The following is a 25,834-nucleotide window of genomic DNA, read 5'->3' on the forward strand; positions in this document are numbered from 1 at the left end:
ATCTCATCCAGCGGCAGGCGCAGCCAATCTTTCAAATGCAGCTCGAACTGCTGGCGCACGCCGCATCGGTGGGCCTCCGACCGAAGCTTGGGACGGGCGAGATAGGTTTCCATGGCTGTCCCAAGCGTCGGCGCTCCGATCTGAATACGCTTACCAGCTCCCCTGCCCCAGTCCAACGCATATCCCAGTGCTGTCTGGCGTGCAGTATCTGCGGAAATCATCGGGTAGCGTCCGATCAACACCCGCCGCGTCTGACCCCCAACGTCTTTCTGAAAGTACCAGGTCTTTGACTGTTTCCCGACGAAGAGAACAAGCCCCTTTATCTCGCCATCCCAGTGCTTGGCGGTGCCTTGTTTTGTCTGCGGAATCTTGCGCGCGAACGTCTCTGTGAGCTTTGGCATTTTATCGGCTTTTTGTCGGAAACGGTATGATACAAGCTGCTACCACATGATACGTGGTGCAGCATATTATTGAACTAAATGAAAGATATAGCAACTACACGATACTCAGTGAAACTGATCATCATTGCTTGGAAGGCTAAGGTCTTACCACTACACAACGCCCGCTCAACAGTGACATCACCTATTTCATGTGGATTTTGACGTCAAGAGCGCGTTTCAACTCAAAGCAACATTGTTGGCTCGTCTTAGCCTTACGGCCCTTAGCTGCCGTCTAAGTCTGCAAAATGCTGCATCTGATCCAAAGTCTGCCTCCTGTGCATTGCGACCGTCGCTCAGGTCCAGTCCTGCACTCGCAGCGAATGGCGGATTGGTGGTCACTTTTGACCAGTTTAGGTGCGATTCCATGAAGGTCGGAATCCTTAGCAGACATTGCACCGCTCCTTACTGTGAACTTCTCTGATTGGCCTCAATGCCTGACGGCGGACACCCGGAAGCCGCCCACTCCTTCGACGCACCAGACTTGCGGACGCGGACGCGGACCTTCCCAAAAATGAGGGACGGTGGTTTTCCACCAATCGGCACGCACGAAGCGGCCCGAAAAGACGCGATTCTGCGCGTGTCTGACTTTCTCGACGAGCATTTGGCTCAATAATCGAACAAGTTTTTGTTAGCAGACGGACGCTGCCGTTTCTGACGTGATGGAACAAAGCTGCCATTTATTGGGACCAATTGCGGCTCAAACTTAGATAGTTGCTCCGACGGAGCTTGATCGACACTTGGTTCAACGCGTAGATGAACGAACGGAAATTCCAATTGTGAATACGTGTTAGCAGAACTGGTGAGTCTTGAAGTGGATTTTCGGAAAAGAATTAAGCTCGGCAAATCAATGCATGCGCACGCCCGAATAGGAAAATCCGATGAATGACGATACTCTCAAACCCAGCGAAGGCTTTGATTACTATGCTCCGGAAACGGTTTTCTTCAACACTTTCGACATCTTCGCTGATCAGTGGAATGAGCTGATATCCGGCAACTCTGATATGGGTTGGATGGACCACCTGCTGCTGGAATTTGGTAAGTTCGAACGCGCGCTCTTTGTAAGTTGTGGAAACGGATGGGTTGAAAGGGATTGTTTTCAGGCCGGTTTGATTGGACATGCAACTGGCTTTGATATCTTGCCAGAACTGCTGGAAACCGCCCGGACTGAGGCCGCAAAGATCGGGATGCCGTCAACGTACTCCGTCGAGGATGGGAACAAGATTAACCTGCCTAAGGATGGCTACAATCTAGTCGTCAACAACGGAGCCTGCCACCACATTGCGTTTCTGGATCGGCTGCTTCGAGAGGTACACGGCGCGCTGGCACCGGACGGGCTTTATGTCATTATCGATTATACCGGCCCGCACCGGAACCAGTATTCATGGACTGCCTGGGAGCAGATTATCAAGTCTAATGCCACGCTGCCGGAAGAGTACCGTACCGCATTAAAATATCCCCATATGCCGACCATGCTAGCGCTGGATCCAACTGAAGCGATTCATTCTGAGTTGCAACTCGATCTAACGGCGCGCTATTTCGACTTCGAACAGCATGTTGCTCTCGGTGGCGGTTTGGTCCACCAATTGTTATTTGGCTCAGCGGGATTGCTAGCCAATCAACACAGCGATGCCAACAAATTGCTGCTGGAGGGGCTTCTCAAGGCAGATGTAGAGCTTACTCGTACCGCGCCTGAAACGAACCTTTTCACCTTTGCAATCTGCCGACCGAAAGGGACCTCAGAAATGCCATCTCAGGAGCAGCTTGACGCGTGGACAGAAGAGGAAATAGCACGTGAAGCTAATGCTGAGAAGAATAATGGGCGCTATTATCCGGCCAATGCCTTAGAGCTACTTTACCACCAACATGCACTGGAAACGACTTCGCTTTCTCATCAGATTTCGGCGAGGGTCCTGGAGCGGGATGCCGCCCTACAAGCCGCCCTACAACAGGTGATAGACTCGAAACCGCGCGCCAAGGCCTATCCAGTATTGCGAGAACAAGCCTACAAGATTCGCGACCTAGGCAGGCGTCTCCGGGGCAAGGAAAAAAACTAAGCTTGTTTCGAAGTATCCGCACGCGCTGCCTCGATAATCCGGCAGGACCGTAAGACATACACACGCATACGTGGATCCCTCAATAGGTGGTGAATTAGTCTCGATGTGAACTGACGCCGCCAGAAAACGGACAACTGTCAGATCACATCTGAACCACTACAGCTAATAACTCGACAGACGCTTCAACTGGCTGTCCTCGGCCCCGTCGGTACCGGTGATCAGGCGGACCGAGTTTAGCTAGTCTCGGTGCATATAGCTCGCCACGCCATTCACCAGACGCACATCCGGATGCGGGTATACCGTTGATTTGGAACGGCTTCGTGTATTGGCTATGGTTGAGAGGCCCAAATTGATCACGATTGGCGGCAGCCTGAATCTTTTCGAACATCCGATACCCTGAGCCCATTGCAGACCTCCGTCAACGTTCTAAGCTTCGCTTATGCAGCAAGTTGCGAAAACACCAATTCCGGACATTGCTTGTCCGGCTTGCAATTGGCGGTGATGCCGACAGAGATGCCTTTGGTTTTCGAAGGTCCAAGATCTGCTTTGGAATGCAGGCTCGAACTATTGTTTATGGTTTCCGATTACTCTAGCCAGTCTCCATGGAAGAATTCATTCAACGATTTGAGAGCGATTTCACCCTTGCAGAATTCCCACATGGGATGTTTTACAAGTTCGACATCGGGCTCCGATTTGAACTCGGCGGCGAGGGAAATTCTACATCCCGACCTCTAAAGCGCTTCGCACAAGCATTCTCACGAGCTGATGCAGTTTCCTCATGCGTGTTTAACAAATCATCGTCGCTTTGGCTGCTGTCGTCAACGTATGGAACTGAACGTCCGGAAAAGAAAAGACTAAAACCTTACAAGTTCTGTGGCCTTACTAAGTCATCATTTGAATACCTTGGTGCCACTCCGCAGCAGGATAGCGATCACATTGATGCGTTTGGTTCGGACCCTTGTCGCCATTGGGATGTCGCTAAGCTTGTTGATAAAGACCAACTTCGCGAAGCTCTTTGGCTAACTCTGGGCTCAGAACTCGGCATCAAACCAACAATACATGCTGACATATACATTGTTGATTTTGACAAGAGCATCGCGCTCCATCCCTATGACGACCGAGGAATGGACGTTGTATCGATGGACAAGGAAAACTTGGCTCACCTGTATGACAAATATAAGCCATGGCTTCTTGAGTATGACGCCCCAAAGATGAAAGCCACGTTCGAGGGCTGAGTCGTCAAAGCTGACCTTCGTGCATTGTGCAGCATTTGGTGAAGTGGGCTCGGAGCTGCCATTCTTTGCAATCCTTTCGTGTGGCCGGTGGCAGCACGAAGCGGGCATTCACTAGCAAAGTTTGCAATTCCAGAGATGCGGACAAAGCGGGCTTTCGCTTTGTTCGCTCGAATATCCGCTTCGGAGAGCGCAGCTATTGTGGGTTTCCCGTCTTAGGTAATTTTTGCGGATAGCCATACGTTTTTTACAATCATGTAGTTGTCCAAGCCCTCGGTCCCGCCCTCGCGGCCATAGCCGCTGGATTTGACGCCGCCAAAGGGTGTTTCGGGCATTGACGCTTCGAGCGTGTTGATCGACAGATTGCCTACCGCCACCTCATCCACCAGCCGATCAATGTAGTCGGCACGGTTGGTGAACGCGTAACCGGCCAGACCATAGGGCACCCCGTTGGCCTGTTCGATGGCGTGGTCCAGCGAGGACACAGGGTTGACCACAGCGACCGGGCCAAAGGGTTCTTCCTGCATGATCCGGGCGTTTTCCGGCACGTTCAGCAGGACCGTGGGTTGAAAGAAGTATCCTTTCTCCCCGTGTCTGGCCCCACCTGTAGCGACCGTCGCGCCTTTGGCGCGGGCATCTTCCACCAGATCGGTCAGCGCAGGCACGCGGCGATCATTGGCAAGCGGGCCCATTTCAACATTCGCGTCCAGCCCGTTGCCGACAACGGTCACGGCGGCCCGCTCAACAAAGGCGGCAGCGTAGTCTTCAAAGATGCTTTCATGCGCAAAAAAACGGGTCGGCGACGTACAGACCTGCCCTGCATTGCGCATCTTTCGCACCGCGCTGGTCACCCCTGCCGTACGCACATCGGTGTCTTCGCACACAATGACGGGGGCATGGCCCCCCAATTCCATCAGAACCGAAGTCATGTGTTCCGAGGCCAGCGTGGTCAGGTGGCGCCCCACAGCGGTTGAGCCAGTAAAGGCCACCAATCGGATCGGGTCCTGCGGGATGAGGTGGCCGGAAATCTCAGCCGGTTTCCCGAACACCAGGTTCAGAACGCCCGGCGGCAGTCCGGCATCTTCGAAGGCCTTCGCAATATGCACAGCACCGGCGGGTGTTTCCTCAGCCGCCTTCAGGATGATCGAACAACCCGAGGCCAGTGCGCCAGCGATTTTGCGCGCCGGTTGGCTCATCGGAAAGTTCCAGGGCGAAAACGCTGCGACCACGCCGATGGGTTGGTGATGAACTGAGAATTTGTGACCCGGTGCGGCGGGGATGACGCGCCCATAGGTTCGCATCGCCTCGCCCGCATCCCATTCAAAGAACTCGGCACCTCGGATCACTTCGAGACGGGCCTGCTTCAGAGGTTTGCCATGTTCCAGGGTGATGGCGTGGGCAATCTCTTCCTGACGATCCCGCATCAAAGCGGCGGCACGCAGGATGGTGTCTGCCCGTTCGCGAGGAGAGGTGCGGCTCCAGATGCGGAACCCGTTTATAGCCGCGTCCAAGGCGTCATCCAGATCACGTATTGAGGCGCGGGGAAGGCGGGCGATTTCTTCTTCGGTCGCCGGGTTCACAACCGGCATGTCCCGGCTGCTTGTGCGCCATTCGCCTGCGATAAACAACTTTAGCTCAGGATACATGAAACCGATGCCTCCGGATTTGGATCATTTCAACTCACGCAATGGCTGGCATTACTTCAAGTGAATTGGATGAATACTGGTATCAATTTGGCGAATACCTGACCCTATTTCTGCCGCGCCGCTTGATGCAGCGCCGATTTGAAAGCCCGGCCAGCGGGGGAAAGGTCGGCATCCGCCCGAAACGAGACGCCGATTGGCCCCTGACCGAATGGCACGTCCCAATCCAGTGGTGCGAGATAACCGTGGGTGATGTCCTGCGAGACAACCTCGGCGGGCATCAGCCCGATCAGATCGCGCGATTGCAACAACTCGCGGTTGGTCAGATAAGACACGGATTCGATCATCACCGATGGTACATATTGCTGTTGACCAACAAAGAAATGATCAAGCTGACGCCGAAGCGTGGTTTCCAGCGGCGGCACAATCCAGCCAAAAGGTTTAGTTTGCGCGAATGAGATGTTCCGACGTCCGGCCAGAGGATGCAGATTGCCGACGATTGCCAGAATGTGGTCTTCCAACAGCTTTTCCTGCCTGATCTTGTCGCGGTGCCGGTGCGAAGGAAGCCGACCAACCACCATGTCTATTTCGCCTGACAGTAATCTGGGCATCAACACCTCGTTCGTGCCCTCATTGATCTTGATCGCCACGTTCGGGCGGTCGGCCAGCAGGATTTCAATCGCCGCTGGCAACAAGCTGCTTGAGGCCGCCAGCAGCGTACCTACCACCACACGCCCCGCGTTTCCTTCATTCAGATCATCTAGTTCCTGCGCGGCATTCGAGACCTGCGCAAAGATCAGCTTTCCGTGCCGGATCAGGGTTTCTCCAAACACGGTCGGGATGACACCCCGATTGGTCCGGCTGAACAGCTTGACTTCAAAGTCCAGTTCCAGATCCTGTATCATTTTGGTGGCTGCGGGTTGCGAGATGCCCAACTCGCGCGCCGCGTTCTGGATATTACCATGGGCACCCACGGCTACCAGCAGGCGCAGCTGGCGCAATTTTAACCGAGTCAGCGCGCGGTCGACGATGCGTGAATGACGTCCTACCATGGCTAGAACACAATCGGTTCTGAAAGATGTTCGAGCTTGGCCACCACGCTCATCGCGGCCAGAGCCGAGCTGCGTGGATTGTCTGGCAGAGAATTGCCGCTGATCCGGAAATGAAATTGCCCAAACTCGCCCTCGGCCTCAATCTCATGGATATTTCGGGTAATCGACGGGTCAGCGACCAATTGAACCCGCGTTTCATCAAACCCCATCCCGGCCAAAGCCACTGCCGCCGCCACGTTCGCGTTCTTGGGGTAGGCCAAGGACGCCTGTCGGGCTGTTCCGATGAAATGCGCTTCGGCCCCTGTCAGCGCTTCAAGGTCCAGCGTGTCTTCCGCCCTAGAGCCCTTCCAACCCAGCGGTGGCTTGCGCCCGATATAGGTGACCTGATCCAGTTTTCCGGTCGCAGCAGCACCAAGGCAATCAAGGGCCCCAATTGCGCCGCTGGCTAAATGTAGCTTTGCCCGACCATCACGGGCGGCGCTTTCCAGCGTGTCCGCAACCGTCTGATCCGCCAATCCGCCGACGGATACGGTGATCATGTCGGTGCCCTGCGCCAGAACTTGAGGGCCATAGGCCGCCAATGCCTGATGACCCGCGCATTCGATCACCAAATCCGCCTCGGTAGTAAGGTCCTGTACTGAGCCCACGAACAGGTTCGGGTCTTGTGAAATGTTTTCAGGTCGCACCAGAACCGCATGTACCAAATGGTCCCGCGCCTGCATAGCGTTCGAGACGTGTTGCGCAATTGCGCCTTTACCAATCAATCCTATCTTCATGCGGCAAACCTAGACCAGCGCCAAACATTTCTAAATTGATAATCTATGGGTATGCAATTTTCTGATATCCAGTTCCCGGCTTTCGCATTGGATCAACCGGTACGATCAGGCTTTCATGGATACGCCAGAATTGCGTGTAAATCGGAAAGCTTGTTCCAAATGAAATACTCCAAACAAGATGCAAAAGCCTATGCGCGCAAACACATGACCGGGATTTGGGCGGCTGCCCTTAACCCTTTCAATGATGATCTTTCACTGGACGAGACGGGTTTGCGGTCAAACATCCGGCACTGGATTGACGATCTGGATATTCAAGGTCTGTTCGTGGCGGGCAAACAGGGCGAGTTCTTTTCGATGAGCCTGGATGAGCGCAAGCGGAACTTTGAGATTGCGGTTGATGAATGCGCGGGCAAAGCCGGTGTGATTGTCTCGGTCTCAGACCAGAACATGGACACTGCGCTGGAACTGGCCCGTCATGCGCAGAATTGTGGGGCCGATTACATCGTCTTGCATGCCCCTGTTCTAAGCTTTATTCAAGATCGTGGAGAGGTTTTATATCAGTACTACAAGCGGTTCTGCGATGAGCTGGATATCGGGATCGCGATGTGGAGCCACCCGGACAGCGGATACCTGATGCAGCCCGAAGAATGCGCGCGGATTGCGGATCTGCCTAACATCGTGGCCATCAAATACTCTGTCCCGCGTGAGATGTATGTGAAACTGACGCATATGGTGGGCGACAAAATCCATGTTTCCACATCGGCCGAACATGAGTGGCTGGACAATATTCTGGAACTGGATTGGAAACTGTACCTGTGTTCGTCACCACCCTACCAGATACAGACAAAAAACGATCAGCGCATGAACGAATACACGCGGCTGGCTTTTGCCGGCAAAGCGGATGAGGCGCGCAAGGTGTTTGACAGTTTGAACCCGGTGCGTGAGGCGATGAGGCGGACCAAGCCTACGGACAAACCCACGGCTTTTGGCAAGTATTGGCAAGAGCTTCTGGGGCAGACCGGAGGGCGTGTGCGGCCCCCGATGCTGGAACTGACCGAGGCGGAAAAAGAGATCATCCGCAAGGGGTTCGCGGAAAGCGGCCTGAAGCCATAGCCCCATCGATATAAGCAAATCGGATATCTAGATGCGGACAATTTCTTTGCGGTTATGAAAAAACCGGCCAAACTTCTACCAATAGGGAGTGGGACATGTCGAAGTTAAGTGCATTCAACTTTCAGAAATGGATCGACGAACACCGTCACCTGCTGAAACCGCCGGTCGGCAATCAACAGGTCTGGGAAGACGCAGACCTGATGGTCACCGTCGTCGGCGGGCCGAACAAGCGGACCGACTATCACGACGATCCAGTTGAAGAGTTCTTCTATCAGCTGGAAGGCGACATGGTGCTGAAGCTGTATGACGGAGAGGAATTCTATGACGTTCCGATCCGCGAAGGTGAGATCTTCTTGCTGCCGCCGCATGTGCGCCATTCACCACAAAGACCGCAGGAAGGCTCAATCGGATTGGTCATCGAACCCAAACGGCAGACAGGCGAGCTGGACGCGGTCGAATGGTATTGCTTTGAATGTGGCACCCGCGTTCACCGGGCCGAGATGCAATTGCAGTCTATCGTCAAGGACTTGCCGCCGGTCTACGAAAAATTCTATTCATCAGAAGAAGACCGAACATGCCCGAACTGCCAGACCGTGCATCCGGGAAAAGAGCCGCCAGAGGGCTGGGTCACACTCTGAGATGAACAAACAACAGGGAAGAACATGAAACATTTTGCTAAGATCGCCGCTTCGGCTGCAGCGCTTGCTGTGACATCGCTGGCTGCCCATGCAGATGAATTCCGTCTGGGCCTGATCACGCCACCTCCGCATATCTGGACCAAAGCTGCCGAGTCCTTTGGGGCCGATCTGAACGAAACCAGCGGTGGTGCCCATACCGTATCTGTATTTCCTGCCCGTCAGTTGGGCAACGAGGCAGAGATGCTGCAACAATTGCAGACTGGCGCGCTGGACATGGCCTTCATGACCGTGGCCGAGGTATCAAACCGCGCACCTGAGCTGGGTGCGTTTTACGCGCCGTATCTCGCGGATGATATCGGCCACGCGGGGCGCATCCTGCGTTCGGATACCGCAAAATCGATGCTGGAACCCCTGCCCGGTCAGGTGGGCGTTGTTGGCCTTGGGTATGGCATGGCCGGACTGCGCCAGATCGTCAGCCGGGGTGATGTGTCTTCGGCCGAGGATCTGTCCGGTCTGAAACTGCGGATCACGCCGTTCACGCCGATTTTGGATTTCTACAACGCGGTCGGCGCTGCACCCACGCCGATGCCGCTGCCTGCGGTTTATGACGCGCTTGCCAATGGGCAGGTCGATGCGATCGATATGGATGCCGAACTGATCTGGGTACTGAAATACTATGATCACGCCAACACCATCGTACAGTCCGATCACATGATGTTCCCAATGGTCGGGCTGGTCTCTGCCAAGGTTTGGGCCGGACTGTCCGAAGAAGACCGCGCGATGATCGGTGATCTGATGGCAAAGCACGTTGACAGCACCATCGACGCCTATGTTGCCAACGAAGCGAAGTGGCTGGAACAGATCGAGGGCACCGGTAAGGCCTACAAAAAGGTCGACGCCTCATTCTTTGGCGATGCGATTGAAGAATGGAACGGCATCTGGTCCGAAAAAACCTCGTCCCTTGACGCGCTGCGGGAGACTGCGGCAGAAACCAAGTAAAGTTGAACGTTTTAAAGAAAGGGCGCGGGTCGATCCTGCGCCCTTATTCATAGGGGATCGGGAATGTTGTACCGGCTGTCGGCTGCATGGGCACGGGTTGAGTTGTGGTGCGCCGCAGCGCTCGTGGTATGCGTCACCGTGTTGATCTTGCTTAACGTGGTGACGCGCACAGCCGGAAACGCCCTGTTCTGGGTCGATGAGTTGGCGATCTATGCCATGGTCTGGATGACCTTCCTTGGTGCCTCGGCGGCTTTGCATCACCGCAGCTCGGTCTCGATCACGATCCTTGTCGATCTGGTCCCATCCCATATCAAGGCGATCATCCGTAAGGCAGTGGATGTGGTCGTGTTCGTCTTTGCCATCGCGATGCTGTGGTTCTGCTGGCGTTGGTTTTTGCCATGGGACATTGCGCGCGCCGGGTTTGATACGGTGGCCTTTCAGGGCAACACGTTCAACTTCATCTATGCCGAACCGACCTCAACCCTCGGGCTGCCGAAATTTCTGTTCTGGCTGGTCATGTGGCTGTTTGCATTGGGGGCAACGCTGCATTCCACGATGCACCTGCTGGCACGGCCAACGCAGGATACAAAGGCATGAGCCCAATTGTATTTCTGGCCACCCTGCTGCTGTCAGTGCCCGTCGCCATCGTGCTGGCGATTACGGCGACCTGGTACATCTGGGAAAGCGGCAACACGATCCTTTATGACAGCTTCACACAGAAGATGTTTGGAGGGTTGGAAAACTACGGTCTGCTGGCTATTCCGCTGTTTATGCTGACCGGAGAGCTGATGAACGAAGGCGGCATGACACGTCGCCTGGTGGCTCTGGCGCGCGTCTTTGTAGGCGGGTTCCGGGGTGGGCTGGCCTATATCAACCTACTGGCCAACATGTTCATGGCGGCCATCATCGGCTCGGCCACCGCGCAGATTGCCGTGATGTCCCGCGCCATGGTGCCCGCGATGGAGGAAGAGGGCTATAGCAAAGGCTTCGCCGCAGCCACAACGGCCGCCGGAGGTCTGTTGGCCCCGGTCATTCCGCCTTCGATGATGTTCGTCATCTTCGGTGTTCTCGCTCAGATTCCCATCGGCGAAATGTTCATTGCCGGCATCATTCCCGGGCTTCTTCTGGCCGGAGCCTTTGCGCTGGTGATCGCTCTGATCGGGTGGATCCAACAGTTTCCCAAGGGTGTCTGGATGTCCCACAAAGACGCCGCACATACCCTGATCTCCACCCTGCCCGCCATGTTGATCCCGGTTTCGATCATCGGAGGCATTCTGTTCGGCATCGCCACCCCGACTGAATCCGCGGCTATTGCTTCGCTGATTGCTTTTTTGGTCGGATGGCTGATCTACGGCGAGTTAAAGCCGCAGAATCTGGGCGAGATGTTCAAACGCACCGCCTCAAACGCGTCGATGATCTTGTTCATGATCGCGGCGGCCAGCGTCTTTGGCTGGGTCATCATCTACGAAGAGATACCGCAGCATCTGGCAGGGCTGATTACATCCGTCACATCTGATCCGTTCATGTTTCTGCTGATCGTTAATGCCGCTCTGCTTCTGGTGGGCATGTTGATTGACGGTATCGCCGCCATCATTCTGATCACGCCAATACTGCTGCCGATTGCCATCGGCTCCTACGATATTAGCCCCTATCAGTTCGGCGTTGTGGTGTGCCTGAATCTAGTGCTTGGCTTGCTGACACCTCCTGTTGGCATCGGCCTTTACATCGCTTCGTCAATGAGCGGCACGACGCCCGGAGCTATTCTGAGATCGCTTTGGCCTTTCTTGATTGCCGTAACTGGTGTGTTAATTCTTCTTAGCTACGCTCCACGCCTGTCGACTTTCTTGATCTAGCAAAACGTGATGTCGCCATGTGGCTATGAAGCCATGTATACGGTCAGGTCAAATAGCCCCCATTCGTTCAGGGTGTAGGAACTTGCAGATTGGGCTCACACCAGTCATCTGGCGTTTTAAGTAGGACATTGAGCCGGTTCCGGCGGATACAAGGTCAACTAGGCGGACCTTGCCGACAATCGCCACGTTTGCAATCTTTCAGGCAGGGCAAAGGATTAAGGCCACAAAACCTACTTTCTCTGCGAGTCTTATCGATTGGTGATAAAAGCCCTTACCAGACCTCTACCACCACTGAAGATTTCGCTTGTGCAGCAAGTCGCAAACCGTTGTAAGCTGACGTTCGACTATAGTCAGCATATTGTGTGCTGTGCGGACAACTCAACCGCTAGCCTTTATGTTTGACCGAATGACGAGCCTTCTTATTGTGAACTGGCTAACTGGAGGAAGGTTCATGTTTCGCACTATTGTCTTAATTTGCGTAATACTTGGTTCAGTTGTTAGCGCCGATCCGAACACTAAAATTCCCACGCATAGATCAGTTGACCTGAAAGTCGGGCAATCTGTTGTAGTGAATGGATACAGAGGGGAGTGCGGTAGCCGACCAAACAACGTCGATCCAAACCGAACACGAAACACAAAGCTTGGTATCTTAAGCAACGGAAAGTGGGGCGTGACGAAAAGTCGAACGTGTGGCGGATGGACTCCAGCGGTTGAGGTCATATTTACCGCGAAAAAGAAAGGTCGAGAGACGATTGAAGTTGCAGGAACCAAAATCAAAGTGACGGTACGCTAACTGACCGTTCACCAGCATTGAAACTGCTATTCGCACCGCGCCAGTGTTTTCCGAACCAGCTTGTTCCTCCGCATTGAAATGGTCTTTGTAGAGTTGCGAAGAAACGTCGGTACTGGGCTCCTTGCGGTTATTCTCTGCGACGAGTTCGGACGGTTCAAAAGAGCCGATTGCTGCCATTTCTTATGCTTCAACATTTCGCTTGTGCGGCAAGTTGCAAGCTGCACCAATCGGACGTTGGATTTTCCAGGTTAGAAAAGCGAGAGACGCAACTAAGCCAACGTTCGCTAATTGGTTGCGTCTTCGATCCCTTCATGAGCCTATGTCTTCGGGTAATCAGCTTTCGTGAGTTAGGTATTATGAGCGTCCTTTCGGGAAAAACCGCAATCGTTACAGGAGCATCTGCTCCCAATGGCATTGGCCGTGCGATTGCGCTCAGGCTTGCTCAGGATGGAGCAAATTTGGTTGTCGCAGATATCGACGGAGTGTTGGCCATAGATGGTGAAAACCAATCCAGAATAGACCTGCTTGAGAATTTAGCTTCCACAATCTCCTCAGGTCAGGGCAAAGCAATTGCGATCAAGCTGGATGTGACAATACAATCCGATGTCAATAACTGCATTGCTGCTACTCTTGCTGCGTTTGATACGGTAGATGTTCTTGTGAACAATGCGGGGTCGCTTGCAGGATCGGATAACTTCCTTTCGACCACACCTATTCAATGGGAAACCAGCTTTCAGGTCAATATCTTAGGCCCGATGATGATGGCTAAGGCTGTCATACCGATTATGCAAAAGTCCGGTGGCGGCAGGATTATCAACATCGGCTCGACCGGAAGTCTGGGCGCAGAGCCCGGCTTTGGCGCATACACTGCAATGAAACATGGTCTGGTCGGCCTTACGAAAACCATAGCGGCAGAATTTGGTGTGAACGGAATACTCTGCAACACGGTCTGCCCAGGCTATATCTCAACTGACATGCACATGGCGGCGAACAAAAGACTGGCGTCAGAGCACGGGATGACGATCGAGGACGTGAAATCCAAAAGGTATGAGAGTGTAGCGCTGCGCGACGCCGGTTTACCGATGGATGTTGCCAATGCTGTAGCTTATCTCGCCGGACCACAGGCCAACTATGTGACCGGCATCAATTTACCCGTAACAGGAGGCGCTCCAGCGGGAATTTAGACAAACGAAGTGTGTAGGTTTGGGCTCGCAGCGGCCCCTCTCTGCGGCCAGTTCGGACGGGTCATATGGGGCCAAAGTACTGAATGCTGCGGCTTGCATGAAAACCTGCTTTTGTCACAGCACGCGGTAGTCACAATTTGACCACAGTGGCGCGATAGCCGCCCATAGCATGAGAAAGACAGTCTTAATACTTGTTGTTGCTCTAGCTGCCTTGGCCGGCTGGCAGTACAAATTGCTGAGAACTGCAAACCAACAGCTTTTGATAGCTGAACAGCGGGTTGCGGAAGTAGTCTCTGCCGGAACCAATAGTCTTAATTTCAACGATCTCACTGAACTAAGGAGCCTTCCGGCCAACATAAGTGACATTCCAAACCTTAAATATCTGAAAGCACGAGAAACCAACTTAAGTGATCTGTCTGGGCTGGAAGGTAACGCAACACTCGAGCAGCTTGACGTGAACATGACACAGGTTTCAGATCTCAAACCGCTTCAGGGCTTGCCGAATTTGAAACTGATTTACCTTCACGACACCTGGGTTTCTGATGTATCGCCCCTCTCAACGATACCATCACTTGAACGCCTTGATATCGGCAAAACACAACTTGAAACGTTGCTGCCTGTTACACAAATCGAAAATTTGACTTGGCTAAATCTTCACAAGAGCCACGCTCTGGATGGGTCTGGTGAACACTTTGTTGCAATGCAGGCGCGTCCCTTCCTTGAGTTGTCAGGTGGAGCCGCGTTCCGCCAAAACTATCAACCGGGTTGGCAGTATAACGCGATACAGCACCTATTGCGCCTGAGAGAGAAGCTTGGATTTTAGCAAATGCCCGTTCAAGGTCGAAACAGTGCAATGGAAGGCAAAACCGTGAGCTGCACAGTAGTAGCAGTCCCCTAAAAAATGCGAGGAGAAAGCGACAATTCGCTACACCTGCGCCAATGGCAGCTTTATATTGATGAGCTGAAGAAAGAATGATCCTGTGTGCAAACGCACTGAGGCCCAATCTGGTATGAATTCGAACACCGCTATCTATCTGCTTCGTCACGGCGAAACTGACTGGAACGTACAAGGTAGAAGGCAGGGTCACCTCGACTCGCCTCTTACGGAGAGAGGTGAATTTCAGGCTAAAAAAAAACGCAATGCGGTTGCGGAAGCGAATGTCTCTCGACAGAGAAGTCGCGTTTTTTGCAAGTCCGCTTGGGCGAGCACGGCAAACGGCTTTGATAATGGCTAAGGACCTTGGAATTCCTGAACAAGCTATCGTCTTTGAGTCTCGATTGATGGAATGCAGCTTCGGAATTTGGGAGGGATTGACCACCTCTGAAATCAAAGCTCGTTACCCCGAAGAGTGTCGAGCGCGTTCGAAGGACAAATGGAACGTCCCAGCACCTTCTGGCGAGTCTTACGCAGATGTGCATGCACGGGTATCTGCATGGTGCGAAGAGGCATCATTCGCGGAAACCAACTTAGTTGTTTGTCACGGTCTGACCTCTCGAGTTCTTCGAGGAATTTATTCTGACCTCTCCCAGCATCAGGTCTTTGAACTGAATGAACCTCAGGATGGTTTTTTCGAGCTGCGGGATAGCAAAGAGAGTTTAGTGAAGTAATCGCAGGCAAAAAAAGCGGTCGTTAGTGCCTCGTGCAGAATCGGTCAAATTGGGATCGAACCGGGCATTCTTTGCATCCAGAACGAACGGCCAGTTAAGTGTTGCTGAATGTCCGGTCCCCTCAGACGTTTGACGGCAATGCAGACCAAAAACGGCCATTTGGGTTTCGAAACAAATGACTGCTGTGCTTCGGTTTAGGCCATTGCCGTCGCTTCGATCTCGAACATCAGTCCGGGGACTGCGAGGCGCGTCACACCCAGCAAGGTCATAGGCGGGGCTACCTGATAAGGGCCAAAGCGCATCCCCATCAGGTCAAAATTCTTTAAGGCCTCATCCACATCGGTGACATAGATGCCGAGTTTGGTCACATTGCTCAGATCCATTCCTGCTTTTCTGATCACCGTTTCCAGGTTGTCCAAGGCCAATTGGATTTGTGCGCGCATATCGTCCAGGTGCTGTGGTGCGCCATTTTCGTCCACAGCAGTTTGACCTGCGCAAATGACTTGACGGGTCGCACCATCGATCACCTCTGCCTGATTGTAGCCCAGCTTGATTGACCATTCCCATGGGTTCACTGCGGTCCGTTCCATGTTGCAATCTCCTTGTGTTGCGTTACTGGAATCGGTGTAGATCAAAATAGTGCCAAAAACTGGCACTATTTATGATATCGTGCCAATATGAACATTCGACTCAGACATGACTCCATCGTGCGGACCCTCCGCCGCAACAGCACATCCACCATTGACGCCCTCGCCGATGAGGTAGGGGCATCCCGCAGGACAGTGTTGCGCGATATCAGCAAGCTGAGGGACGAGGGCTATGTTATCCATTCCGATGTCGGGCGCGGTGGCGGGTTACAGCTTGACCCGCAATCGATACAAACGACGGCCAAGCTGTCTGTGCCAGAGGTCTTGGCCTTGCTGATCAGTGTCGCGACGATGCGCGCAGCAGGGAACCTTCCGTTTTCGGAATTGGCGGATGCCGGGCTTGCCAAGATCGAAAAGGCTTTACCCCGAGATAAGGTGCGCGATCTGCGCGCGTTCCTTGATTGTCTGCATATCGGTCAGTTGTCGCCGCTGCAGGATCTGTCCGATATGGGCGAAATGGATCCCGAACTTCTGCCTGCGTTTGAAGCAGCGTTTTTGGGGCGACACCTGATCCGCTTTGACTATCGCGATGCGAAAGGTCAACGTACGAAGCGCGAAGTGGAGCCGCAAGCCATGCTGATCCTGCCGCCGCTTTGGTATCTCGTCGCTTGGGACCCAACGCGCGAGGATTTCCGCCACTTCCGTATGGACCGTATCACCACTCCGGAAACCGTCGCTTACAGCAGTTTTCGACGCAGAAACGTTCCGTTTGAAGACGACGTCTGCCCATATAGCGAATTGCAAATATGATCGAAAAGCAGCCATTCGGGGTGAGTGCAGCATCTGGTAGGATGGCTCGCTTACGGCCGTTCTCTGCAATCAGCCCCGAAGGGAAAGAGCCCAAAGCGACCGTGCCAATCCCATCTAGATACCGCTTCCAATCGCCGGAAGCCGTAACCACAGTTCACTTCCGAGCTCTTGGTGAAAGTGCCTTCTCATTTCGACCGTTTCTTCGCCCAATTCGGAGTGGTTGATTGCAACGATTACGTCTTTCGCACCAATTCTGAGACTACCATTCTTATCGCCATCCAGCAGCGCGGCATCCATATTCGCCTGAAAGTCCACTCCAAACAGGCTGGGATCAACTCCAGTAACAGACACCATGTAGTTTCGATACCATAGGATCAGTGAACGTCTTTCATCATTGGTTAGTTCGTTCAAAACTGCATTAACTTCCGAGGCATTCGGCACGATTTTATTCCGCTAATGACAACTGCAATTGGACAACAATGATCGACTGGTGGCAACCAAGCAATGGCAGCTTGGTCCGCTCAGCAGACCCTTAAGCCCTCAGAACCGGCTCAACGTCCTACTGAAACCGTCAGATGACCGCTCTGAGCCCAAACCTACCAACGATGCCGACTTCCATTTGAAGCTGCTTCTGGTAGTTTTCTGGCATGGCTATTCCATCCACAAAAGACGAACTGATCTCAGCAATCAATGGACGTTTCGCGATTCTTGACTCGGCCTTGGAAGCTGTGCCGCCCGACATTGCCGACGAAAAAAGCATGGAAGGTCATGCGAAAGACACGATGATGAGCGTCAATAATCTCGTGTCTTATCTCATCGGCTGGAATGAGCTTGTTTTGAAGTGGTTAGATCAGGATGCCAAAGGGAAAGACATTGAATTTCCTGAGGTTGGTTACAAGTGGAACGAGCTTGGTGCCCTCGCTCAGAAATTCTATGAGGATTATTCCGCATACAGCTTCGAAGAAAACCGGAACAAGTTTGCTGCCGTCAAAGATCAACTGGTGTCCGAAATCTCCAAGCGAACCGATGAAGAGCTGTATGGTTCACCTTGGCACGGGAAGTGGACTAAGGGGCGGATGATCCAATTCAATTCGTCGTCGCCGTATGAGAATGCCAAAGGCCGCATACGTAAATGGCGAAAGTCAAAAGCGGGATGACGGAGCGGTAGCTTTGTCCGCACAGCCGACATTGCCTCCTTCCCGTTGCGTTACAGCATGGCGGGCACGACCTGATCCGGTGGACGGTGTCCATCTTCGAAGGTTTTGATGTTGATGATAACCTTCTCACCCATTTCGATCCGCCCCTCCAAAGTGGCAGACCCCATATGAGGTAGCAAAACCACGTTCGGCAATTGCCGCAGCCGTGGATTCACATCGGTGCCGTGCTCATAAACATCCAAGCCCGCCCCTGCGATATCACCGGATCGGATCATTCGGGTCAGGGCGTTTTCGTCGACGACTTCGCCGCGTGAGGTATTCACGATCACCGCCGATGTCTTCATCAGCTTTAATCGGCGCGCGTTCATCAGGTGGAAGGTCGAAGGGGTCGAGGGGCAATTGACCGATATCACGTCCATCCGTGCCACCATCTGGTCGAGGCTTTCCCAATATGTGGCTTCCAGCTCCTGCTCGATCTCGGGGCGTAGACGACGGCGATTGTGGTAATGCACCTGCATCCCAAACGCGCTGGCGCGGCGGGCGACCGCCTGCCCGATCCGCCCCATACCGAGTATGCCCAAACGTCGCCCGCCGATCCGACCTCCAAGGAAAGCCGTTGGCGCCCAGCCTGACCAATCGCCCTGCTGCATCACCCCCAGACCTTCGGGAATGCGACGGGTGACCGCAAGGATAAGGGCCATGGTCATATCGGCAGTGTCGTCTGTCAGGACACCGGGTGTATTCGACACCAGAATTCCGCGCTGGCGTGCCGTCGCCACATCGATGTTGTCGACACCTGCACCGTAATTTGCGATCAACCGCAGCCTTTCGCCCGCCTGTCCCAGCAAACCTCCGTCAATCGAATCCGTGACCGTTGGCACCAATACATCTGCTTCGTTGACCGCCTCGACCAATTCTTCACGCGTCATGGGCGCATCATTGTCGCGCAATCGGACATCAAAAAGCTCGCTTAGCCGGGTTTCGACCGCCTCTGGCAACCGTCGCGTTACAACAACACTCAGACGTTCTCGTGGCACTTTAGCCCTCCCACTGCTTTGCAAACGCGCGCGCTCCATGGCATCGTGGCGCAGGATAAGGCGGGGCACAAGAACCCCATAGGCATTGAGTCGACCTTTTTTCGAAAGCAGATCAACAGGCACAAGAGCAGTTAGTCAGTGAACGGCCTTCTATCGGTGAAACGCCTTTTCTGGGCGGTCCTTTCCATTTCCTTGTTTGCGTTGGTCCCGATTGCGGCTCACGCACAGGACAAACGTGGCCCGGTGACGAACTTGCCGCTGCCGCGCTATGTCTCGATGAAAGCCGCCGAAGGGAACGTGCGCCGCGGGCCGTCTTTGACCCATCGAATCGATTGGGTGTTCAAGCGTCGCGGCATGCCATTGCAGATCACAGCCGAATACGGCAATTGGCGCAAAGTTCAGGACCGCGACGGGGCTGGCGGCTGGGTTCACTACGCGTTGCTGTCAGGTGTCCGTACGGTATTGATCGAATCCGAAATGTTACCCGTCTATTCTCGCCCTGATCCCAGCGCGCCGGTTAGTGCTCATTTCGAAACAGGTGTCGTGGCGCGCCTTGGGTCCTGCTCGCTTGACTGGTGCAAGGTGTCAGCCGGAGGTCACCGTGGCTGGACGATGAAATCGAACCTCTGGGGTGTGGACCCGTCTGAGATCCGGGAATAGACTTTTTGCCTTTCAATCGCATCCGAAAATGTCTCGCCTCGTGTTGTCTCAGAGGCTTGCCCTGACCACTGGCGCAGCTATTGTGACGCGTCAGGATCAGAGGATCATTCATGAAAGCCGTCACATACACCACCTTCGGCGACGCTGCAGATGTATTGCAGCTTCAAAACATGCCGCTGCAAACACCCGGGCCTGGTGAGGTCACCGTTGATCTGGCCTTTTCAGGCGTGAACCCCTCTGACATCAAGGCACGCGCCGGATCTAGACCAGGCATTACAAAACCACCTTTTCCCGTGATCATTCCACATAGCGACGGGTCTGGGGTGATCTCGGCCGTTGGGGCGGGCGTCCCTGCTTCGCGGATTGGTCAGCGTGTCTGGATTTGGAACGGCCAATGGAAGCGTGCGTTTGGAACAGCCGCAACGCAGATCGCTTTGCCCGAGGCGCAAGCCGTCCAAATGCCAGATCCAGTCTCGCTGGAAACCGGAGCCGTTCTTGGAATTCCGGGGCTGACAGCCTGCCATGCGGTGTTTTCCGGCGGAGACCCCATAGACCAGACGATTCTGATTCATGGGGGTGCAGGCACAGTGGGCTATCTGGCAGTGCAGCTGGCTAAATGGGCGGGAGCAAGCGTCATCGCAACAGCCAGCCCGCGCGACTTTGAACGCGTTTGCGACGCCGGTGCAGACTTTGTGATCGACTATTCCGCTGATGACCTTGCCGACCAAATACTCGATGCCAACAAAGGGCAAACGGTTGGCCGAATCATTGACGTTGAGTTTGGCCAGAACGTCGAAACAAACACGACTGTCATATCCGAGAATGGCCGAATAAACGCGTATGGCTCTGCTCAGCACATGACGCCCATCTTGCCTTTCTATCCCTTAATGTTCAAAGCAGTAACCCTTGAGGTGGTTTTGATCTACCTTCTGCCCGGGAACGCCAGAGCAACCGCCATTGAAACGCTTCACGCTGCCTTAGTAGACGGGGCGTTGGTTTGCCCCATCCAAAAGGTTCTGCCGTTGCGTGACTGCGCGAGGGCGCACGACCTGGTACAAGCCGGCAATCGGACCGGCGCGGTGCTGATCGAGACAATCTGAAGGCATGAGAAACTAAGAGTCGAGTGTTCAAATTTTTTATCCAAAAGCTCTTGAACCCTGCCAACAACAGTCGTAGATAGCCGCTCACCGTTGGGGTGTAGCCAAGTGGTAAGGCAGCAGTTTTTGGTACTGTGTATCGTAGGTTCGAATCCTACCACCCCAGCCATGATTTTCCCGTAACATATTGATTTTGAACAAGATTTTTTAATCTCGTTCCGTAAATGTTGCGGGATGAGGAGAAATCCCGCAACATTTTTGAAGTTGCCTGCATCTGGCGCTTTCACTAAGGCTTTGAAATAATTGGGGAGTCCCTTTTTGTTTGAGGCAAGATGAAATACGTTCCACCGTCGACTGAAGAAACCGCATTCAACTGCCCACATTGTGGCGCGCTGGCCAAACAGTTTTGGCGGTCCGCCTACGCGCATCCAATGGACAAAGACGCGACACCTCAAATCTGGACGCGCGAACGAGTCGACAACTTCGACTTTGATCAGTTTAAGGACGAAGTACGCGAGGATATGCGAAGATTGGTCGAGCGTTGCGCAACCGGTGCTCCTTTTTTTGAAAAGGATGAAAAGTACGTAAATTCTCACATTGGGAACCTCTGGTTGAGCCGCTGCTATAACTGCGATCAGCTTTCGGTTTGGATTTACAATCGTTTAGTTTATCCTGTTGTTGGGAGTGCCCCAGAAGCGAATTCTGATCTACCAGCCGAAATTAGGCGTGACTACGACGAGGCAAGTGCGATTCTTGATGTGTCACCTCGAGGTGCTGCGGCGCTAATCCGTCTGGCGATACAAAAGCTATGTGTGGAGCTTGGGCAGTCGGGCAAGAACATAAATGAAGACATTAAGTCCCTTGTTCAGAATGGTTTGGACACTCGTGTTCAAAAGGCGCTGGATGCTGTGCGCGTCATAGGGAACAATGCCGTCCACCCGGGCCAAATTGACCTTCGAGACGACCGAGCGACCGCCGAAACCCTGTTCCGGTTGTTAAACCTTGTCGCAGAGAAGATGATCTCAGAACCGAAGCATGTCGACGAAGTCTATGCATCTTTGCCCCAGTCCCAATTGGACGCGATTCAAAGACGCGATAAGAAATGACAGGTTTCTGCGTTGCAGAAATTCCCGCAACATTTTCTCGCCAAACCAGTCGCAAGTTATTGAAATTAAGTATTTTTTGAGAAAATCAGAATCCTACCACCCCAGCCACATACTTCCCTGTTTTCATACGCTGAATGTTTGCTGCGCAAATGTCGCGTGTTTTCCGATGTTTGGCGGAGAGGGATATCAGCAGAGACGCAGAAAAGAGCGCGAACTGGGCTGATTTCGTCCCGTAGTCTCTGTTTGCGAGTCCGGCGGTACGAGTTTGCAGGTTTCAGGGTGGTGTGTTTCAGAGCGTAGCGAACTGCTTGCGCTGTTCGGACCAGACAGCAGAGAACCGCGTCTTGATCAGATGGTCCGTAGTGAGACCATCGGGTTGCTCACCGTCAGCGATGGCATCCAGAACGTCAGGTGCCAGCATTGCCAGATCGGCCACATCCTGCACCCGGCGTTTGGAGGTGCCTTCTGCCTCCGCGATTTCTGAGAACGTTCTGCCATCCAATATCATCGCAAGCCACCGGCGCGCTTTGATGACGTTGCGGACAAGCGTTTGATCGATCTCAGGAGGTGAATCGCCAAGATGAAGTTTCAGTTCCACACCTCTGCGGCGCATCCGGAATGGCGCTTCGACCGGTAGTTGCTCTGCATCGACCTGATCCGCCCTGCACGCGATCATTCGGGCCAGCGCCTGAAGATCCAGCTGCATGACCAGAGACCCCTGTCGTATATCTGCCCGCGCAATCAGGCCGAGGCATTTCCTGACGGATTGGCAATCTCTGAGAAGCTCCTTCGCTGAGGCAATTTCGGCCGCTGACATATCCCGAGCCATTGATGTCACCGCGTTCGGTCGGTTCAGATGTTGTCTGACCAATTCGGCCAGGAGGCTCTCAAGCTGTTCTGCAGGCAGCCGCCACGCATCCGGATGCTTCTGACTGCGATCCGTCACCAGCCGCCCGGAGATGTAGTAACGCAAACGCTTGCCGTTCTTCCGGCTATGGCTGGGCGTCAGTCGATCTCCGGTCTCATCAAAGAGCTTTCCGGCCACCAATGATCGCTTTGCCTTTTGCCTTACTCCACGCTCCCTTGCCGCTCCATCCGTCAACAGCTGTTGCACCCGATCCCACACTGTCGGGTCGATGATGGCAGAGTGCTGCCCGTCAAAGACCTGATCTCTATGCCTGATGCGCCCAGCATAGATTGGATTGCTGAGCAGGTGATGGATGTGTCCCCGATCGAAGAACGTGCCGCCCGTCACGCGTCCGCCCGGACGTTCCCGGCGGCGCGAACGGAGCCCCAGTGCCTCTGCTCGCTCTTTCGCATCGAGAATGCTATGATGCTTCAGATAGAGATCGTAGAGTGCCCTTATTGTTGCCGATTCCTCCTCGTTGATTTTGAGCGTTCGCCCATCCGCCTCATACCCGAGCGGAACGTTCCCGCCCATCCAAAGACCCTTGCGTTTTGAGGCTGCGATCTTGTCCCGGATACGTTCTGCGGTGACTTCGCGTTCGAACTGGGCGAAGCTGAGCAGCACGTTGAGTGTCAGGCGCCCCATGCTCGTAGACGTATTAAAGGACTGGGTAACGGACACAAAAGATGCGTCTGCCGCATCCAGGCGTTCGACCAGCTTAGCGAAGTCAGCCAGCGCGCGTGTCAGCCGGTCGATTTTATAGACAACAATCTGGTCCACGCGTTTCTCATCGACAGCCTGCATCAGCCGCTGTAGCGCCGGGCGGTCAAGATGCCCGCCCGAGATACCACCATCGTCATAGTGATCCGGTAGAAGTTCCCAACCCTCGTGCTTTTGGCTGGCGACATAAGCTTCGCAGGCTTCTCGCTGGGCATCCAGCGAATTGAAATCCTGCTCCAGCCCCTCTTCCGAGCTTTTTCTCGTGTAGATGGCACAGCGGATACGTCGCATCACTGAACCCCGAAGAAGCGCGGTCCCGACCAGTGCGCTCCGGTAATGTGCTTTGCGATGGCTGAAAGGGAGCGCCAGGTTTTACCATTCATGACGAACCCGCGATCAACCACTTCAACCTGATAGGTGCGTCCATTCCATTCCCGCACCAGATGTGATCCCGGTTTGAGAGCAGGTGGTGGGGCTTTTCCCGACGCGATTTGTTCCAGTCGACGGTTTGTTCTAGCGGACAACCCGCCCAGGTCCCGGTTCTGTAGTTCCCAGATCAGCACTCTCTTCATGAACTGCGGGGACAGGTATTTCGGCGGGGGCCGACCGAACACTTCCCGCCATAGATCAAGAGAGCCAGGACGGCCCAGGTGTTCAATGTTATAGAATCCCTTTGCAAGGTCACGCTCCGCGCGCGTAGCATCCATGGCGATCACACCCCCTTCACGATCCGGTGGACCGTACCTTTGTCAGATCCTGATCGCTCAACAGTATGTCCCGCCTTGCGCATCATCGAAATCGCTGCGCGTGCAGAATGCGGCTGCCAGCCAAAGGCGTTCTGAATCTGCGTGATCGTGGCACCAGCCTTGCGGGACAGCAGTTTCTGTAACTGTTGCTGCCGTGTCAGGTTGTTCCAGGCGGGTTTGGCAGGCGAGTTTTTTTCTGTTTCAGATGAAGTTTTCATTGATGTCTCCACTTTGCGGGCACGGGCCAACCCTGCGCCCTGTACTGAGTGGAGCCCGGCTGTTCCGGGCGAATCCTGACCATTGTCAGTACTGCTTCCAGGGCAACTAAAGTCCAGTCAATTTCGGCAGAAAGAGCCCCTACCAGACATAGCCGAGTGATCTGGTAGCTGCGAGTGCACAAGGCTGCTTACTGCACTTTGCCGACCTTGACCCCTTGGTGCCCGTCAATTGTCTGAGTGAAATGACCGAATGTCGGCTGCGAACCCAATTTACCTGCATTGTTACCGCGTCATACATTCCATAAACGAGTATACATATGAGCGCGGTTGCAGGCTGATGAGCAACCAATGCACACTTCATGACTGAAACAAACATATGGCAAGATATGCAACTTAATTGGAAGCTCCTATCCAACAAACAAAAGACGCTACGCACGATTTTCATCGGGGCGGTTGTGATCGCCGCGTGTTCCTTCTGGTACGAGAGCATTATTCAGTGGCCAAGGGGTCGAGGCCAAGCGGTCATTGTGGTGTGTTTTCTCGGCTTTCCCATTCAAGCGTTATACTATGGTTTGAAGTGGTATCGAGAGCGCTCTACCCAGAACTGACCTGAAAGACCAATCGCTCGTGTTAACAGAACTCACCTGAGAGCGCTATTTCAACAACCGCTTCGTCCGCTCAGCAGACCTTGATGCCATCTGAACCGACCCGGTGGCCTACTGAAATTATCAGATGACCAGTCTGAGCCCAGAGTGTATGCTGTTGTAGTACGTCTTACTTGAGAGCTTTGATTTTTTTCTCCGTTTCGGCTCGTTTCTTGGATCCGTCAAATTGATGTACTAAAAATTGGCGTTCACGCGCTCGCGCAATACTGCTCGATGCAACCCATCCATGCACCAAGCCGCCAATGAGAGAAATCAAGAAAGACAGACCAATCCAGACGACCGTAGGCCGCAACTGCATTAGTTCCGCCAATGGCAAAAAAGTGAATTTCCCTAAGAAAAACAGTGTGACCGCTACAAGCGAAAACCCTGCTGTTAGGATCAAGGTTATCTCTGATCCGACGTTCCGCCGCGCCCGCTTCGCGATCCTACCGCGTTCTTCCAGAGTTAACTCTGAGGGATCAAAGTCAGGCATTTAGTTCATGTCCCAAAACTCAAAGCTCCCCCAGAATCCCAAGCATAAACAGTCCGGTTAAAAATCCAAGATTACTTTGCAAATTCTCTCAGTTGATAGGTTATCGAAAGGCAGCAAAGTCCCGCTAGGCCGACCTTGATGCCGTCCGAACCGACCCGATGAACAACTGAATCCGTCAGATGACCGGTTCGAGCCCACAGTAGGCATTTGTTTCATCGGTGCTGACGCCAAACAAGTTGGTTCAATTTGTCGGTCGCAATACCGAAC

The 25,834-nt window shown here is 53.7% G+C and carries 28 protein-coding genes and 1 tRNA gene; 17 read left to right on the forward strand and 12 right to left on the reverse strand.

The features are described 5' to 3' along the window. Positions 1–401, reverse strand: a 401-nt coding sequence (locus tag Q1B13_RS25285; protein WP_299085554.1) for an Arm DNA-binding domain-containing protein, incomplete at its 3' end; no start/stop codon positions are given. 917 nt (positions 402–1,318) lie between these two features. Here Q1B13_RS25285 and Q1B13_RS25290 point away from each other — a divergent pair. Both Q1B13_RS25290 and Q1B13_RS25295 read left to right on the forward strand, forming a co-directional pair. Further along, a complete protein-coding gene (locus Q1B13_RS25290; protein WP_299085556.1) occupies positions 1,319–2,494 on the forward strand; it encodes a class I SAM-dependent methyltransferase in 1,176 nt (391 codons plus the stop codon). A 602-nt stretch (positions 2,495–3,096) separates the two neighbouring features. Continuing rightward, positions 3,097–3,729, forward strand: a complete 633-nt coding sequence (locus tag Q1B13_RS25295; protein ID WP_299085558.1) for a DUF3885 domain-containing protein — start codon at positions 3,097–3,099, stop codon at positions 3,727–3,729. A 212-nt stretch (positions 3,730–3,941) separates the two neighbouring features. Here the strand turns inward: Q1B13_RS25295 and Q1B13_RS25300 are convergent, their stop codons facing one another. The 3 genes from Q1B13_RS25300 to Q1B13_RS25310 form a co-directional block, all read right to left on the reverse strand. Then, positions 3,942–5,372, reverse strand: coding sequence for an NAD-dependent succinate-semialdehyde dehydrogenase (locus Q1B13_RS25300; RefSeq protein ID WP_299085559.1), 1,431 nt, complete (start codon positions 5,370–5,372; stop codon positions 3,942–3,944). A gap of 104 nt (positions 5,373–5,476) precedes the next feature. Continuing rightward, complete coding sequence (locus Q1B13_RS25305; RefSeq protein WP_299085561.1) at positions 5,477–6,421, reverse strand: LysR family transcriptional regulator; 945 nt, start codon at positions 6,419–6,421, stop codon at positions 5,477–5,479. Positions 6,422–6,423: 2 nt separating this feature from the next. Continuing rightward, positions 6,424–7,197 (reverse strand): aspartate dehydrogenase, encoded by a 774-nt coding sequence (locus tag Q1B13_RS25310; RefSeq protein WP_299085563.1) that lies wholly within the window; start codon positions 7,195–7,197, stop codon positions 6,424–6,426. Positions 7,198–7,356: 159 nt separating this feature from the next. Here Q1B13_RS25310 and Q1B13_RS25315 point away from each other — a divergent pair, with 159 nt between their 5' ends. The 5 genes from Q1B13_RS25315 (at position 7,357) to Q1B13_RS25335 (ending at position 11,800) form a co-directional block, all read left to right on the forward strand. Beyond that, positions 7,357–8,310 (forward strand): dihydrodipicolinate synthase family protein, encoded by a 954-nt coding sequence (locus Q1B13_RS25315; protein ID WP_299085565.1) that lies wholly within the window; start codon positions 7,357–7,359, stop codon positions 8,308–8,310. 95 nt (positions 8,311–8,405) lie between these two features. Beyond that, entirely contained in the window at positions 8,406–8,948 is a 543-nt protein-coding gene (locus Q1B13_RS25320; protein ID WP_299085567.1) for a 3-hydroxyanthranilate 3,4-dioxygenase, read from the forward strand. A 24-nt stretch (positions 8,949–8,972) separates the two neighbouring features. Continuing rightward, the gene (locus tag Q1B13_RS25325; protein ID WP_299085569.1) at positions 8,973–9,947 is read left to right on the forward strand and encodes a TRAP transporter substrate-binding protein; all 975 of its coding nucleotides are present in this window, start codon (positions 8,973–8,975) and stop codon (positions 9,945–9,947) included. 63 nt (positions 9,948–10,010) lie between these two features. Then, positions 10,011–10,544, forward strand: a complete 534-nt coding sequence (locus tag Q1B13_RS25330; RefSeq protein WP_299085570.1) for a TRAP transporter small permease — start codon at positions 10,011–10,013, stop codon at positions 10,542–10,544. Then, positions 10,541–11,800, forward strand: coding sequence for a TRAP transporter large permease (locus tag Q1B13_RS25335; RefSeq protein ID WP_299085572.1), 1,260 nt, complete (start codon positions 10,541–10,543; stop codon positions 11,798–11,800). The genes Q1B13_RS25330 and Q1B13_RS25335 overlap by 4 nt, the downstream gene beginning before the upstream one ends. A gap of 649 nt (positions 11,801–12,449) precedes the next feature. On the opposite strand, the gene Q1B13_RS25340 is transcribed toward Q1B13_RS25335, so the two are convergent. Next, positions 12,450–12,770 carry a hypothetical protein gene (locus Q1B13_RS25340; RefSeq protein WP_299085574.1) on the reverse strand — a complete coding sequence of 107 codons (321 nt, stop codon included), beginning with the start codon at positions 12,768–12,770 and terminating at the stop codon, positions 12,450–12,452. Here Q1B13_RS25340 and Q1B13_RS25345 point away from each other — a divergent pair. The 4 genes from Q1B13_RS25345 (at position 12,761) to Q1B13_RS25355 (ending at position 15,385) form a co-directional block, all read left to right on the forward strand. Next, the gene (locus Q1B13_RS25345) at positions 12,761–13,777 is read left to right on the forward strand and encodes an SDR family NAD(P)-dependent oxidoreductase (RefSeq protein ID WP_299085576.1); all 1,017 of its coding nucleotides are present in this window, start codon (positions 12,761–12,763) and stop codon (positions 13,775–13,777) included. The two genes, Q1B13_RS25340 and Q1B13_RS25345, sit on opposite strands and share 10 nt — an antisense overlap. 169 nt (positions 13,778–13,946) lie before the next feature. After that, entirely contained in the window at positions 13,947–14,600 is a 654-nt protein-coding gene (locus Q1B13_RS25350; RefSeq protein WP_299085578.1) for a leucine-rich repeat domain-containing protein, read from the forward strand. 187 nt (positions 14,601–14,787) lie between these two features. Further along, entirely contained in the window at positions 14,788–15,012 is a 225-nt protein-coding gene (locus Q1B13_RS27105; protein WP_366871138.1) for a histidine phosphatase family protein, read from the forward strand. After that, the gene (locus Q1B13_RS25355) at positions 14,918–15,385 is read left to right on the forward strand and encodes a histidine phosphatase family protein (RefSeq protein WP_299085580.1); all 468 of its coding nucleotides are present in this window, start codon (positions 14,918–14,920) and stop codon (positions 15,383–15,385) included. Before Q1B13_RS27105 ends, Q1B13_RS25355 begins: the two co-directional genes overlap by 95 nt. A 194-nt stretch (positions 15,386–15,579) precedes the next feature. On the opposite strand, the gene Q1B13_RS25360 is transcribed toward Q1B13_RS25355, so the two are convergent. Further along, positions 15,580–15,975, reverse strand: coding sequence for a RidA family protein (locus Q1B13_RS25360; protein WP_299085582.1), 396 nt, complete (start codon positions 15,973–15,975; stop codon positions 15,580–15,582). An 87-nt stretch (positions 15,976–16,062) separates the two neighbouring features. Between Q1B13_RS25360 and Q1B13_RS25365 the strand changes: the two genes are divergently transcribed. After that, a complete protein-coding gene (locus tag Q1B13_RS25365; RefSeq protein WP_299085583.1) occupies positions 16,063–16,782 on the forward strand; it encodes a YafY family protein in 720 nt (239 codons plus the stop codon). A gap of 114 nt (positions 16,783–16,896) precedes the next feature. Here Q1B13_RS25365 and Q1B13_RS25370 read toward each other — a convergent pair whose 3' ends face one another. Continuing rightward, positions 16,897–17,223: a hypothetical protein gene (locus tag Q1B13_RS25370; protein WP_298936833.1), complete on the reverse strand. Its 327-nt coding sequence runs from the start codon at positions 17,221–17,223 to the stop codon at positions 16,897–16,899. Positions 17,224–17,429: 206 nt separating this feature from the next. Here Q1B13_RS25370 and Q1B13_RS25375 point away from each other — a divergent pair, with 206 nt between their 5' ends. Next, positions 17,430–17,939, forward strand: coding sequence for a ClbS/DfsB family four-helix bundle protein (locus Q1B13_RS25375; protein WP_299085585.1), 510 nt, complete (start codon positions 17,430–17,432; stop codon positions 17,937–17,939). 50 nt (positions 17,940–17,989) lie between these two features. Here Q1B13_RS25375 and Q1B13_RS25380 read toward each other — a convergent pair whose 3' ends face one another. Beyond that, positions 17,990–18,976 carry a D-glycerate dehydrogenase gene (locus Q1B13_RS25380; RefSeq protein ID WP_299085587.1) on the reverse strand — a complete coding sequence of 329 codons (987 nt, stop codon included), beginning with the start codon at positions 18,974–18,976 and terminating at the stop codon, positions 17,990–17,992. A 186-nt stretch (positions 18,977–19,162) separates the two neighbouring features. Between Q1B13_RS25380 and Q1B13_RS25385 the strand changes: the two genes are divergently transcribed. The 4 genes from Q1B13_RS25385 (at position 19,163) to Q1B13_RS25400 (ending at position 21,839) form a co-directional block, all read left to right on the forward strand. Further along, positions 19,163–19,636: an SH3 domain-containing protein gene (locus Q1B13_RS25385; RefSeq protein ID WP_298936923.1), complete on the forward strand. Its 474-nt coding sequence runs from the start codon at positions 19,163–19,165 to the stop codon at positions 19,634–19,636. Positions 19,637–19,746: 110 nt separating this feature from the next. Next, the gene (locus tag Q1B13_RS25390) at positions 19,747–20,736 is read left to right on the forward strand and encodes an NADPH:quinone reductase (protein ID WP_299085589.1); all 990 of its coding nucleotides are present in this window, start codon (positions 19,747–19,749) and stop codon (positions 20,734–20,736) included. Positions 20,737–20,827: 91 nt separating this feature from the next. Further along, positions 20,828–20,902, forward strand: a tRNA-Gln gene (locus tag Q1B13_RS25395). A gap of 262 nt (positions 20,903–21,164) precedes the next feature. Then, entirely contained in the window at positions 21,165–21,839 is a 675-nt protein-coding gene (locus Q1B13_RS25400) for a DUF4145 domain-containing protein (protein ID WP_299085591.1), read from the forward strand. Between the two features lie 289 nt (positions 21,840–22,128). Here the strand turns inward: Q1B13_RS25400 and Q1B13_RS25405 are convergent, their stop codons facing one another. The 4 genes from Q1B13_RS25405 to Q1B13_RS25420 form a co-directional block, all read right to left on the reverse strand. Next, positions 22,129–23,757: a recombinase family protein gene (locus tag Q1B13_RS25405; RefSeq protein WP_299085593.1), complete on the reverse strand. Its 1,629-nt coding sequence runs from the start codon at positions 23,755–23,757 to the stop codon at positions 22,129–22,131. Beyond that, positions 23,757–24,173 carry a DUF2924 domain-containing protein gene (locus tag Q1B13_RS25410; protein ID WP_299085595.1) on the reverse strand — a complete coding sequence of 139 codons (417 nt, stop codon included), beginning with the start codon at positions 24,171–24,173 and terminating at the stop codon, positions 23,757–23,759. Before Q1B13_RS25410 ends, Q1B13_RS25405 begins: the two co-directional genes overlap by 1 nt. A 5-nt stretch (positions 24,174–24,178) precedes the next feature. After that, on the reverse strand, positions 24,179–24,430 hold the full coding sequence (locus Q1B13_RS25415; RefSeq protein ID WP_299085597.1) for a DUF3489 domain-containing protein: 252 nt from the start codon (positions 24,428–24,430) through the stop codon (positions 24,179–24,181). A gap of 774 nt (positions 24,431–25,204) precedes the next feature. Next, the gene (locus Q1B13_RS25420) at positions 25,205–25,567 is read right to left on the reverse strand and encodes a hypothetical protein (RefSeq protein WP_299085599.1); all 363 of its coding nucleotides are present in this window, start codon (positions 25,565–25,567) and stop codon (positions 25,205–25,207) included. Between the last annotated feature and the right edge of the window lie 267 nt (positions 25,568–25,834).

Origin of the sequence: uncultured Ruegeria sp. (assembly GCF_947489545.1) — a bacterium.
GTDB lineage: Bacteria > Pseudomonadota > Alphaproteobacteria > Rhodobacterales > Rhodobacteraceae > Ruegeria.